The organism is Actinoplanes sp. URMC 104 (genome assembly GCF_051386375.1).
Classification (GTDB): domain Bacteria; phylum Actinomycetota; class Actinomycetes; order Mycobacteriales; family Micromonosporaceae; genus Actinoplanes.
In genome coordinates, this window is sequence record NZ_JBPQTO010000004.1 from 783,575 (window position 1) to 795,859 (window position 12,285).

General features: G+C 72.8%; 9 protein-coding genes. 1 reads left to right on the forward strand and 8 read right to left on the reverse strand.

Annotated features, from left to right (window positions below; all coding sequences use genetic code 11):
• Nucleotides 1-2: 2 nt before the first annotated feature.
• The 4 genes from ACSNN8_RS17535 to cysC form a co-directional block, all read right to left on the reverse strand.
• Nucleotides 3-1,232, reverse strand: coding sequence for a hypothetical protein (locus ACSNN8_RS17535; RefSeq protein WP_436650268.1), 1,230 nt, complete (start codon nucleotides 1,230-1,232; stop codon nucleotides 3-5).
• On the reverse strand, nucleotides 1,229-2,599 hold the full coding sequence (locus tag ACSNN8_RS17540; protein ID WP_436650269.1) for a hypothetical protein: 1,371 nt from the start codon (nucleotides 2,597-2,599) through the stop codon (nucleotides 1,229-1,231). The genes ACSNN8_RS17535 and ACSNN8_RS17540 overlap by 4 nt, the downstream gene beginning before the upstream one ends.
• A complete protein-coding gene (locus ACSNN8_RS17545; protein WP_436650270.1) occupies nucleotides 2,596-4,311 on the reverse strand; it encodes a GNVR domain-containing protein in 1,716 nt (571 codons plus the stop codon). The genes ACSNN8_RS17540 and ACSNN8_RS17545 overlap by 4 nt, the downstream gene beginning before the upstream one ends.
• A gap of 144 nt (nucleotides 4,312-4,455) precedes the next feature.
• Nucleotides 4,456-5,976, reverse strand: coding sequence for an adenylyl-sulfate kinase (gene cysC / locus ACSNN8_RS17550; protein ID WP_436650272.1), 1,521 nt, complete (start codon nucleotides 5,974-5,976; stop codon nucleotides 4,456-4,458).
• Nucleotides 5,977-6,130: 154 nt separating this feature from the next.
• On the opposite strand from cysC, the gene ACSNN8_RS17555 reads away from it, so the two are divergent.
• Complete coding sequence (locus ACSNN8_RS17555; protein WP_436650273.1) at nucleotides 6,131-7,525, forward strand: glycosyl hydrolase; 1,395 nt, start codon at nucleotides 6,131-6,133, stop codon at nucleotides 7,523-7,525.
• Nucleotides 7,526-7,565: 40 nt separating this feature from the next.
• Here the strand turns inward: ACSNN8_RS17555 and ACSNN8_RS17560 are convergent, their stop codons facing one another.
• The 4 genes from ACSNN8_RS17560 to ACSNN8_RS17575 are packed head-to-tail and all read right to left on the reverse strand — an operon-like array spanning nucleotide 7,566 to nucleotide 10,954.
• Complete coding sequence (locus ACSNN8_RS17560) at nucleotides 7,566-8,276, reverse strand: ABC transporter permease (RefSeq protein WP_436650747.1); 711 nt, start codon at nucleotides 8,274-8,276, stop codon at nucleotides 7,566-7,568.
• The gene (locus ACSNN8_RS17565; protein ID WP_436650274.1) at nucleotides 8,276-9,187 is read right to left on the reverse strand and encodes an ABC transporter ATP-binding protein; all 912 of its coding nucleotides are present in this window, start codon (nucleotides 9,185-9,187) and stop codon (nucleotides 8,276-8,278) included. The genes ACSNN8_RS17560 and ACSNN8_RS17565 overlap by 1 nt, the downstream gene beginning before the upstream one ends.
• A complete protein-coding gene (locus ACSNN8_RS17570) occupies nucleotides 9,184-10,047 on the reverse strand; it encodes an ABC transporter permease (RefSeq protein ID WP_436650275.1) in 864 nt (287 codons plus the stop codon). Before ACSNN8_RS17570 ends, ACSNN8_RS17565 begins: the two co-directional genes overlap by 4 nt.
• The gene (locus ACSNN8_RS17575; RefSeq protein ID WP_436650276.1) at nucleotides 10,040-10,954 is read right to left on the reverse strand and encodes an ABC transporter ATP-binding protein; all 915 of its coding nucleotides are present in this window, start codon (nucleotides 10,952-10,954) and stop codon (nucleotides 10,040-10,042) included. Before ACSNN8_RS17575 ends, ACSNN8_RS17570 begins: the two co-directional genes overlap by 8 nt.
• Nucleotides 10,955-12,285: the final 1,331 nt, after the last annotated feature.

Sequence of the window (12,285 nt, forward strand, 5' to 3'; positions counted from 1 at the left end):
CCTCAGAGCTCCTCGACCCGCCGGATCAGCACCGGCAGCAGCCAGGTGCCGAGCACGCCCAGGCGGGCGCCGGCCTCGGCCTGGCGGTCGGTCAGATATCGGGTGGCCAGGTCGACCAGGTAGAGCAGCGCGGTCATCTCGCGGCCCGCGACCGGCACGCCGAACGGCGCCAGCAGCTCGGCCGAGCGCTTCACGGTCGCCTCGACCGCGTCCCGGGCGTCCGCGGTCGACTGGATGCGCTTCTGCAGCTCGTGGTGCACGGCGTCGAACCCGAGCGGCACGCCGGTCGCGAACCGCTCCCAGTCCCAGACCAGCAGCGCGCCGGCCAGATTCGCCATGTTCCAGGGCGCCCAGTCGCCGTGCCAGGCGCCGTAGCGGAAGACGATGTCGCCGGCCCGCTGGACGAGCAGCTCCGCGGCGGACGCGAGCGCCACGCCCTCGGGCCGGTCGGACACCGCCGCGAGCCGGGCGCGCAGCTCCTGCCAGTACCCGCCGGTGGCGAGCGGGCCCGTGGTGAAGCCGCAGCAGCCGGCGACGTCGAGCATGGCGGCGACCAGCCGGCGGTGGCTCAGCGGCGCGCGCGGCAGCCAGACCGGCAGCGCGGTCTGCACGAGCACCTCGAGGTCGCGCCACTGCCCGGCGTACAGCACCTGCGGGACGGTCAGCTTGGTCAGGCCGGCGCCCGCCAGCGCGGTCAGCGCCGCGGTCTCGTCGCGTACGAGCCGCCGGGTGAGCGGGCCGGTGCCCAGCTTGCCGAAGCCGAACGTGTCCCCGTCCGGCCCGATCAGCTGCAGCACGGGCTTGCGGTTGGCCCGGGCCGGTCCGATGTGGACGCTCACCGACAGCTCGCGGCCCAGCGCCTCGCTCAGATGCCCGTCGATGCTCTGCGAGAACGGCCCGGTGACCCGGATGCGGTCGCGCAGCAGCACGCCGGAGGCGCCGGTGCGCACGGCGGCGACCACGGCCTCGCGCTTGAGCCGGGCGGCCCGCGACTGCGGCTCGGCGTAGCGGCGGACGGCGGCCGCGGACACCCGGCGCGAGGCGGTCGGCACGAGCAGGCGTGGCTTGCGGGCGTCGGGAACGACGAGATATTCGGCGATCGGGGTGCCGGGCGAGCCGTCGGTGCGGCACGGCGGCGGGTAGAGGAGGTCGAGCACCTCGGCCAGATACCGGGTGCGCAGCTCCGCGTCCCCGGCGGTCAGCTCGGCGGGCGCGGTCCGCACCGGACTCATGTCGTTTCCCCCTCGGTTGAGTTGCGCCAGAGCAGCGCGAACGCCAGAACCATGAACGCCAGGGGGGTAACGAGCGAGTTGTACCAGAGCATCGCGGAGAACGAGGTGACGATCGCGGCGCTCGCGGCCACCCCGATCGCGCTGCGGTCGCGGCGGAACCGCCACAGGCCGTACGCGAAGAAGCCCAGATAACCCGCCGTGCCCACCGCGCCGTGCGCGAACAGCAGCTGCCACAGCTGACCGTTGCCGCCGACGGTGAAGTTGCCGCAGCGCTCGCAGCCCGCGCTCTCGCCCACCGTGATCGAGTTGCGGCCGCCCAGCGTGTTGCGGGTGCCGCCGTACCCGATCACCGGCGAGCCCCGGAAGCCCTCGATCGCGCGGTCGATGAGGAACGAGCGCACGCCGTTGGACTTGCCGTTGTCCAGCCGGGCGTCGACCACACCGCCGAGCGGGGTGGCGATCAGCGCCAGCGCGAGCAGCGTGCCGGCCACCGCGACCGCGCCGATGATCCAGAGCCGGCCGGCGAGCACGTGCCGCACGGCGACGTACAGGACCAGCACGCCGACGCCGATCCACAGGCCGCGGTTGAGCGAGAACACCGCGGGCACGATCGAGACCACCAGGCAGAGCACGGCCCAGAACTTCGCGCGGCCGGTGCCGCTCTGCCACGCCGCCACCACGAGCCAGCCGGCCAGCAGGCAGAAGTTGTTGCCCCACGTGTTCGTGTAGCCCCAGGGTGCGGCGGGCCGGGGCTGGCCCTCGCCCACGATGTCCATGATCTGAGCCGCGTACGGGTGGACGAGCGACTGCACGAAGCCCTTGTTGCGCACGCCCGGCGGCAGCAGCCACTCGACCGGCGAGGTGAACTCGAACGTGCCCGCCACCATGCCCAGCAGCCCGCCCAGCACGGTCACCACGAACAACCAGCCGAGCAGCTTCACCAGCCGGCGGCGGGGCAGCTCGGCGTCGGTGAGGTTGCCGGCGTAGACCAGCAGCACGGTCAGCGAGGCGTACATGATCGCCTTGTAGCCGGCGCCCGGGAGCCGGCCCGTGGCGTGCCCGGCCACCGTTCCCGCCGGGTCGGCGCCGAGCGCGCCCAGGCTCACCACCACGGCGATCAGGAAGATCGCCCACCACGCGAAGCCCGGCGGCAGCCGCAGCGGGCGGCCCGCCGCGCGCCGGCGGATCAGCAGGAACAGCATCGGCACGGCCATCAGCGCGAAGATCAGCACGCCCAGGCCGAGCGCCCACCAGAGCGGATAGAGCGCCAGGATGCTCGCCACCGGCCAGGCCGGCAGGGTGCGGTTGCGGGTGCCGTGAGCCGGGCCGCCGGCAGCCTGCGCCGGGGCCTGGAACACCTGCGTCACTTCTGGTCGCCGTCCTGCGCGGGTGCGTCGGAGAGGTCGGTGCCGGACATGTCGATCACCGCGGTGATCTCCTCGGCGCTGTCCGACATCCGCTGCCGCACCTGCGAGGCGGTCGACACGGTGTTGGTCGGGAAGCGTCTCGGCTGCACCAGGTCGCGATCGAGGACCGCGGTCTCGTCGGGGCGCGGGGAGGGGGACGGCGAGGGCGGCGGCGTCAGCGTGACGGCCGGTCCCACCGGCTCGGCGACCCGCAGGTTCGACAGGCGCGGCAGCACCACGGCCCCGAGCAGCGGCGTGCCCACCCGCTGGAGCTGCTCGGCGGCGTCGAGCAGGGCGGGACGGTGCGCGCGGCGCAGCTCGACCGCGAGGATCGCGGCGTCGGCGAGGCTGGCCAGGCTCTGCGCGTCCGCGCTGCTGGCCGTCGAGGGCGCCTCGATCACGATGTAGCCGCCCTGCCGGCGCAGGCTCTCCAGGGTGTCCTTGAGCCGCTGCGACTGCATGAGCCCGGCGGCGGTGGCGGTGCCGCCGGTGGTGATCACCCGCAGCGACGGGATGCGCGGCGTGCGCTGCAGCACGGCGGCCAGGCCGACGCGGCCGGCGAGCAGGTCGGACAGGCCCGGCACGGCCGACACCCCGAGCATCCGGGCGAGCGGCGCGGCGTCCACCACGCTGTCCGGCAGGTGCGCGCCGATCAGCACGACGTCACTTCCCGTACGGGCCAGGGCCGCGGCGAGGTTGGCCGCGACCAGCGTGCTGGCCGAGCCCCGGCTGGCGCCGGTGACCACGATGATCTGGTTGCCCTGCGGCATCGTGGCGAGCACCTCGTTGCGCAGCCGGTTGAAGATCCGGCCACCGGCGCCGTACGGCTGGAGGACGTCGTCGAAGTGCGGGGTGGTGCGCTCGTCGAGCGCCGCCAGCACGTGCATGCGGCCCCGGTCGCGCACGTCGGCGGCGGAGCGCAGCCGGCGGTCGTAGCGCTCCCGCACGAACGCGAGGCCGAGCCCGAGCAGCAGGCCCAGCATGCCGCCGGTCGCAATGTTGATCATCGGGTTGGGACTGACCGGCGTCTCCGGCAGGCGCGCGTCGCTGATGATGCTGCCCGCGCCGATCGTCGTCGTGGTGAGCTCGTTGAGCTTGCCGGTCATGCCGTTGAGCTGGTTCTGCGAGTTGGACCGCAGGCTCAGCAGGTTGCTCTCGTCCGAGCTGCCCCGGGTGGCGCGGGAGAGCCGCGCGTTGATGCCCGCGAGCGTGGTGGTCAGCTGGCGGATCTTCGCGGACAGCGTCTTGATCTGCTGGTTCAGGCTGTTCTGCGCGGTCTCCTCGCGGTTGCGCAGGTAGGCCTCGGCGAACGCGTGCGAGCCGGCCTGGGCCTGCTCGGGCGACTCGGCCTTGAACGTGACCATCAGGACCGTGGTGTTCGCGGGCACCTCGACCGACACGTCACGGGCCAGGTCGATCGGCGAGCGGGGGCTGCGCAGCAGCGTGGCGGCCTTGGTGGCGACCGCGCCCGAGCCGACCAGCTGGGCCTCGGTGTCGAGGTTGACCAGTCCCTTGGTGCGGCCGCCCTGGGCGTTGGTGTCCTGGTCGATCGCCTGCACGAGCACGGCGGTCGAGGACTGGTACACCTTGGGCATCGCCGAGGTCACCGCCGCGCCCGCGCCCAGCCCGGCACCCGTCGCGATCAGCGCGATCCACCAATGGCGCCGGAACACGCCGAGATAGTGCGAGACATCGGCAGGGCGTGACGCTTCCATCGGTTGGCGGCCCTTTCGGGGGTGGAGTGAGAGGAAGTTGCTGGCAATCGGGCGTTTCGCCCCCGGAGGGGTAAACGGCTCACTCCCGCCTACGTGATGGCCCTATGGCATTTTCGGCTCCACCCAGCCGTGCTCCACCAGATAGGCGACGACGATCTCGATGGCCTCGCCGACGGTGATGGTCGTCGTGTCGATGGTCAATTCCGCGTCGGCCGGCTCCTCGTACGGGTCGTCGATGCCCGTCATGCCGCGCAGCTGCCCGGCCCGCGCCCGGGCGTACAGGCCCTTGCGGTCGCGCTGCTCGCACACCTCGAGCGGCGTGTTGACGTGCACGAGCACGAAGCCCGCGCCCGCCTCCACGGCCATCGCCCGCACGGCGGCGCGCGCGCTCTCGTACGGCGCGATCGGGCACGCGACCGCCACGCCGCGGTGCCGGCCGACCTCCGCGGCCACCCAGCCGATGCGGCGTACGTTGCGGTCGCGGTCGGCCTTGCTGAAGCCCAGCCCGGCGGAGAGCTCGCGGCGCACCACGTCGCCGTCGAGCAGCGTGATCGTGCGCTCGCCGCTCTCGCGCAGCGTGTCGGCCAGCCCGCGCGCGATCGTCGACTTGCCCGAACCGGAGAACCCGCTGAAGAAGACGACCAGCCCCCGATGCCGGCGCGGCGGGCGGGCGCGCACCAGCTCCTTGGCCACCGCCGGGGGAGTGTGCCACTCGGGCAGCGGGAACCCGCGGTCGAGCAGGTCGTCGACCTCGGCCGGGGTCATCGCCAGGCGCCGGTTGCGCGGCGGGATGTCGTCGCGCCAGCGCCACTGCCCGTCGCGGTTGTCGTACGCCAGCTCGCGCGGCACCAGCACGCGCAGGTTGCCGCCGGAGAGCATCTCGCCGGTGGACAGCACGTGGGTGACGCCGTAGGACCCCAGCACGCGGGCGCGCAGCAGGGCGTCGCGCATCTCGTCGCCGCGGGTCAGCAGCGGGACGGCGACGATGGTGGCCGGGGGCATGCGGTCGCGGGCGGCGAACACGGCCCGCACCAGCGCCTCGGGCGGCAGGCCGTCGGGGCCGGGGCCGCTCACCGGGATCATGATGAGCAGATGCGCGCCCAGCGTGCGGGCGGCGTGCGCGATCTGGGCGAGCTGCGGCCGGTGCAGGGGCCGGTCGGCGATCACGCCGAGCGTCCGGCCGGGCGGCAGCAGCGCGCGCACCTCCTCGGGCGTACGCCGCAGCCGCTGGAACGGCCCGTGCCCGCCGTCGCCCATCCGGCGCACCGGGCCGCCCACGCCGTGGCTGCGCTCGCCGGTCTGCCAGGCGTCGGTCACCTCGAGCGCGGCCACCGGCGCGCCCTCGGGGTCGGTGAGCACGACGGTGCGGTGCAGCGGGTCGTCGAGCGTCAGCCGCTCGGCGATCTCGCCGGGAATCTCCAATGTGACCGGCACCGGCCACGGTGTCCCGTCGGCGAGCCGTCCCCGGCGCCGCAGCGCGGTCAGGTCGGCGCGGCCCAGGAACCCGGTCAGCGGCGCGTAGGCGCCGGACAGCAGGAGTTCCAGATCTGCTAGCTCATGCGGGTGCGGTGTGTACGACGGGGCGTCGCGCAGCACGTCCTCGGGCAGCACCGAACCATTCACTTCTGTATCCCCCTGCGGCCGATTAGGGGACAGTTTCGCAGCCGCACCGATCGCGGTCGAGACGGGTCTCCACCTCCATCATTTCCCGTCCGGTATTAGACAAAACGGACCTAAGTCACAATACTGGCTGATCGTGAGTCGACGCCCACGCCGCTTGCGGCTTGTTCAGATAGCCGCCGTACCCACGGCCTTCGCCCTTTCCGTCGCCACGACTCTCGCCTGGGCCTGGACCGGCGGAGTCGACCAGATCGGGCTTCCGGTCGGGACGTTCGGCGACCCCACCGTCGGGCTGTCCGCGCCGGCGGAGCCCACGGCGCAGCAGCCCGGCATCCCCAACGCGCTCCCGCCCGCGCAGCGGCCGTCGGCGGCGCCCGGGACCTCCGCGGCCGCCACCGCCGCTGCGTCGTCGGCGGCGGCGTCGTCCTTCCCGCCCGGCGGCACCGCCCTCGCCACCCCGCCCGCCCCGCCCGCCCGATCCGGGGTTCCCTCGAGCCCGTCGCTCGGGCGCCGCGCGCCGGCCGCCGGTCTCGCTGCCGCTGGAGGCCTGCCCGCCGCGGACGACCTGCTGGCGATGGACACCTCCCAGTCGGGTCGTGGCGGACGGTGCTACACCGGACACAAGCTGGTGCCGACCTGCGGCGTGCTGTGGGGCGTCGCGCCGGGCGCGCACACCGAGAGCCGCGGCTCCTCGGCGCTGGCCCGCTTCGAGCGCAAGACCGGTCGCCACCAGGCGGTCTATCACGCGTACCACGGCGGGATCCGGCAGCTCTTCCCGACCGAGGAGGAGATCGCCATCGCACGCCAGCCCGGCAAGCGGCGCATCCTGTTCCTCAACTGGAAGCCCGAGGCGGCGAGCTGGGCCAAGATCGCCAAGGGCGACCGGCGGACCGACGCCTACCTCGACCGGCTGGCGCGGCACATCAACAAGAACTACCCCGAGAAGTTCTTCTTCGCCGTGCACCACGAGGGCGAGAACGACGTCCGCGAGCGGGCCGGCTCCGGCTACACCGCGCGCGACTACGCGGCGATGTACCGGCACGTCGTCAAGCGGCTGCGCGCCCGCGGCGTGGACAACATGGTCACCGTGCTGGTGCACATGTCGTACGTGCCGCACGCGCAGAAGAGCTGGTTCACCTCGATGTACCCCGGCGACGACGTGGTCGACTGGATCGGCTTCGACACGTACGCCTACAGCGACCCCGGCTACGGGCACGGTCAGTTCTCCGAGGTCTTCAACCGGCGCCTCGAGGGCAAGCGCTCGTGGCCCGGCTTCTACACGTGGGCCGTCAAGCGGCACCCCGGCAAGCCGCTCATGCTCGCCGAGTGGGGCGTCTGGTCGTCCAAGCGCAACCCGCGCTACAAGGCCGACTTCTACCGCCGGCTGGGCAGCGAGATCCGGGAGTTCCCGCGGATCAAGGCGATGGTGCACTTCGAGACGCCGAGCAACCAGAAGGGCCAGGACTCCTCCGTGGACAGCACGGCGGCCGCCCTCGACGCCTACCGCAGGCTCGGACGCCTGCCGCAGTTCCAGGTCGCGGTGCGGCCGTGAGCTGTGGGTGCCGGCCACCCGCGGGTGGCCGGCACCGCACTCAGCTCGTCTCGCCGGCCACGCTGAACGAGCCCAGCCGGTTGATAGCGTAGATCGTCCCGCCGATCGCGAAGATCAGGCTCATCACGACCGCCACCGGCACCGACACCTTGCCGGGCAGCATGTCGGTCGGGGCGATCCGGTCGGCGATCGCGATGACGTACTGCTCGATCGAGAGCACCCGGGTGCCGCTGACGAACCGGCCCAGCAAGCCCTCCCAGACCAGGATGTACGCCAGCCCGAGCAGCACCGGCCGGCGGGTCACCAGGCTGAGGAGCAGGAAGAGCGCCGAGTACGCGACCGCGCCGGCCACCGCGCCGACGGCGAGCGCCAGCCCGAACCGCACCGAGTCGGCCAGCACGCCGGTCACGAACAGCGGGATCGCCGAGGTCAGCGCGGTCACGCCGGCCGCCACGAACAGCTTCGCCAGGATGATGTCGCGGCGCGGCAGCGGCTTGGTGAGGATGTGCACGATCGTGCCGTCGTCCACCTCGGAGCCCAGCACGCCGGTGCCGACGATCAGCGCGATGACCGGCAGCACGACGGCCAGGCCGAGCCCCACGACCACGGGCTGGCCCCACTGGCTGGGGCTCACGTCGTACGCCCGGCAGATCAGCGCGAGGCCGATCAGCAGCAGCGGCAGGGGAAGCAGCAGGAGCACCCGGCGGCGGCCGAACAGCCCGCGTGCGGTGATGTAGGCGACCGTGGACATCATGCCTCCAGCAGGTAGGAGAAGACGCTCTCCAGGGACTCGTCGGACGGCAGCAGCTTGCGCAGCCGGATGCCCTCGCCGAGGGCGATGCGCGGCAGCGCGCGGGTGAAGCTGCCGTAGTCGGACGCCCGTACGGTCAGCCCGTTGGCCTCGACCTCGATGCCGCTCACCGATTTCTCGCCGATCAGCGCGACCGCGAGCCGGCGGTCGTCGGAGCTCTGCACGGCGAACACGTGCGGGCGGTTGGTCATCAGCCGCCGGATGCGCCGGTAGTCGCCCGAGGCCGCCAGCCGCCCCGCGACGATCACCTGCACCAGGCCGGAGAGCTGCTCGACCTCCTCGAGGATGTGCGAGCTGAACAGGATCGTGTGGCCCTCGTCGCCCAGCTTGTGCAGCAGCTCCATCATGTGCACCCGCTGCCGCGGGTCCATGCCGTTGAACGGCTCGTCGAGCAGCAGCACCCGCGGCTCGTGCACCAGCGACGCGGCGACCCGGGTGCGCTGGCGCATGCCCTTGGAGAAGGTGTCGATGCGCCGGTCCTGCGCGCCGGTCATCTCGACCAGCTCCAGCGCCCGCTTCGTGGCGGCGGCCGGGTCGGGCAGCTTCTGCATCTTGGCGCAGGCCAGCACGAACTCCTTCGCGGTGAGGAAGCCGTGCACCGCCTCGCGCTCGGCGACCAGGCCCAGCTGGCGATAGATGCCGGGGTTGCGCCAGGTCGGCGCGTCGTCGATGGTGACCGTGCCCTTGGACGGGGCGAGGAAGCCGGCCATCATGTGCAGCACCGTGGTCTTGCCGGCGCCGTTCGGGCCGAGCAGGCCGGTCACGCCGGGCTGCAGGGTCATGCTGATGTCGTTGACCGCGACGACGTTGCCGTACCAGCGGGAGACGTTCTCGAGTTGGACGACGCTCACAGCGAGGCCACCTTCCGGTAGCGGGCCAGCAACAGCAGCATGGCCGCGGCCACGAGGCAGAAGAGTTCGATGCCGTAGATCACCCCGAAGTCGCCCACGTCGAGACCCAGATCGGTCTTGCCGCGCAGCCAGGACTGCACGCCGGTGAGCAGCGACATCGGGCTGGCCAGGCCGGCCAGGTGCCGGGCGGTGCTGGACGGCAGGATGCTGAGCACGCCGACGACCGGCGCGGTCATCAGGAAGAACGCGACGATGCCGCCGGCCGCGAACGCGCGCTTGCCGGTGAACGACGCGATCAGCAGGCTGATCGACGCGAACAGCAGCGCCCACAGCACGCTGTAGCCCCAGCCCGGCAGCAGGTCGAGGAACTCGTTCCACACGCCCTTGACGCCGTCGTCGGTGGTGAACGCCCCGCCCAGGAACATGATGAGCTGCGGCACGCCGAGCAGCAGGAACACCGCCGTGGCGAGCGCGACGAACTTGGCGCCGATGTAGTCGAAGGCGCGCAGCGGCCGGCTGAAGTACAGCGGCAGCACGCCGGATCGCATGTCCCGCGACACCAGCTCGGGCGCGACGATCGCGACGAAGAAGATGACCAGCCAGCTCATCGTGTCGTCGAACGAGAAGTAGTCGAACAGCACGATCTTGGCCTGGGCCTTGACCGCGGCGTTGATCACCGCGACCAGCAGGACGATGCCCGCCACCAGCCACGGGAAGATCTTGGCCTTGGCCGAGCGGCCCAGCCCGAACGAGGCGCGCAGCCCGTGCTGGTAGATCGCTCCGAACACCGCGGTGCGGCCCAGACGCGGGCCCTCGTACCGCTGGTATCCGATGTCGTGGATGACGCCGGCGTCAGACATCGGCCGTCTCCTTCGTGGTGAAGAGCTCGGCCACCCGGTGGCGTCGCTGGTCGAGGCGGTGCAGCGGCAGGTCGAGCTCGGCCACGGCGCGCAGGATCTCGTCGTACGCGGATTCGCTCGTCAGGGGCACGAGCAGCAGCCGGCCCTCCTGCGTCACCGCGAGGTCCTTCTCCTGCAGCGCCGCGGCCAGCTCGTCGGTGCCCTCGCTGACCTCGACGGCCAGGATGTCGGAGGCGCCCGTCATCGCCGAGATCCGGTCGGCGCGCAGCAGCCGCCCGCCCTCGATCGCGATCAGCGAGTCGCAGATGCGCTCGACCTCGCCCAGCAGGTGCGAGCAGACCACGACCGAGATGCCGAACTCCGTGCCGATGCGGTGCACCAGGTTGAGCATGGCGTCGCGGCCGGCCGGGTCGAGGCCGTTGGTCGGCTCGTCGAGCAGCAGCAGGTCCGGGTCGTGCACGAGCGCCTGGGCCAGCTTGACGCGCTGCTTCATGCCGGTCGAGTAGCCGCCGATCTGGCGGTAGCGCTCCTCGTAGAGCCCGACGTGCCGCAGCGCCTCCGAGGCCCGCTCGCGCGCGGCCGTCCGCGGCAGCCCGCTGAGCCGGCCCAGGTGCGTCACGAACTCGGCGGCCGACACGTCCGGGGGCAGGCAGTCGTTCTCGGGCATGTAGCCCACCCGCGCCCGCACCTGATCGGTCTCGGTCACCGGGTCGAGCCCGAACACCCGAACCTCACCACTGGTGGGCGCCGTCAGCCCCAGCATTATCTTGATGAACGTGCTCTTGCCGGCGCCGTTCGCGCCGACCAGCCCGATCACGCCCGCCTCGACGCCGACGGTGAGCTCGCTGAGAGCGGTGACCCCGCCCCCATACGTCTTAGTGAGCGACTCAGTCGCGATGATGGTCACGCGCTCAGCCTAGGAAGCCCGCGCACCTGCCGGATCAGGCACAACCCTGAGAAGCCCTCCGGGTTCTCTCAGCCCACTCTCAGCTTTCCTCCTCCCTCTCCACCGTCCCCCCGTCCCCACCGCTCAGCCGCCCGCCCGCTGCGCGTCCGTCCGCTGCCCGACCTCTCCGTCCGTGCGCTCGCCCGCCGGCCGCTCGCCCGCCCGCCGCCCGATCGCTCCTTCCGTGCGCTCGCCCGCCAGCCGCCCTCATCCTCTGGCCGTTCGGCCCGCCGTCCACCCGCCTCACCGCTCAGCCTCCTTCTGGCCGCTCGCCCGCCCGCTGCCCGACCTTTCTGGCCGCTCGCCCGCCCGCTGCCCGACCCTTCTGGCCGCTCGCCCGCCCGCTGCCCGACCCTCCTGGCCGTTCGCCCCGCCGCCCTTTCGCTCTAGCCGTTCGCCCCGCCGACCACCCTCCGGCCGTTCGACCTGCCCACCGCTCCGGTCGCCCGCTGCCTACCGTCGCTTGGTCTCACGCGCCCCCACCGCACCGACCGTCTCCTCGCTACGCCCCTTCCGCTCCAGCCTCCAAGAGCCCGGTTGACCTGCGCCCGGTCCGCTCTCCGCGCGTTACCTCGTCGCCCGCCCGCATCGGGAGTCAGCGCGCCGCCCCGCCGCGCGCCCCTCCGCTCATGCCCGTGGCCCGGGTGCGAAGCGCCATTCTCAGCCCCATCCCGTGACCGGCCGGGCGCCGCGCATCAGCCTTGGCTCATCCCGTGACCTGCCGGGCGCCGCGCGTCGCCCTCGGCCCGTCCCGTGACCGACCGCGCGCCGCGCATCAGCCTTGGCCCGTCCCGTGACCGGTCGCGCGCCGCGCGTCGCCCTCGGCCCATCCCGTGACCGACCGCGCGCCGTGCCGCGCTTGGCCCGTCCCGTGACCGGCCGCGCCGCGCGCTCCTCGGCCCATCCCCTGACCGGCCGCGCGCGGCGCATCATCCTCAGCCCATCCCTGACCCTCGCGCGCCGGCCGTCATCGCCAGCCCGTCGTGGCAACCGCAACCGATCTGGCTGTCGATGCATGATGCAGCGCCGATCAGGGGTCGGCGTGGGGCCAGGACTTGCGGACTGCGGTGAGCTGAAGGCGCGGCCTGCGGACGCCCGAGAGTGCGGGCTTTGAGCGGGCCGAGGCCGGTCGAGGAGGCGGGGCGAGCGGGCGGGCTGAAGAGCTGGGCCGCGGTCGGGTCGAAGGGTGTGGGCTGCCGCGGCCGAGGGGTGCGGGCCGAGGGCCGGGATGGGGCGAGTCGAAAGGGTGTGGACTGCGGGCGGGTAGGAAGGAGAGCGCTGTCGATCTAGGG

What these genes read in the sequence shown, in the direction of transcription:
- ACSNN8_RS17535 (WP_436650268.1), bottom strand. Translation starts at nt 1,232, where the DNA reads ATGAGTCCGGTGCGGACCGCGCCCGCCGAGCTGACCGCCGGGGACGCG.
- ACSNN8_RS17560 (WP_436650747.1), bottom strand. Translation starts at nt 8,276, where the DNA reads ATGTCCACGGTCGCCTACATCACCGCACGCGGGCTGTTCGGCCGCCGC.
- ACSNN8_RS17570 (WP_436650275.1), bottom strand. Translation starts at nt 10,047, where the DNA reads ATGTCTGACGCCGGCGTCATCCACGACATCGGATACCAGCGGTACGAG.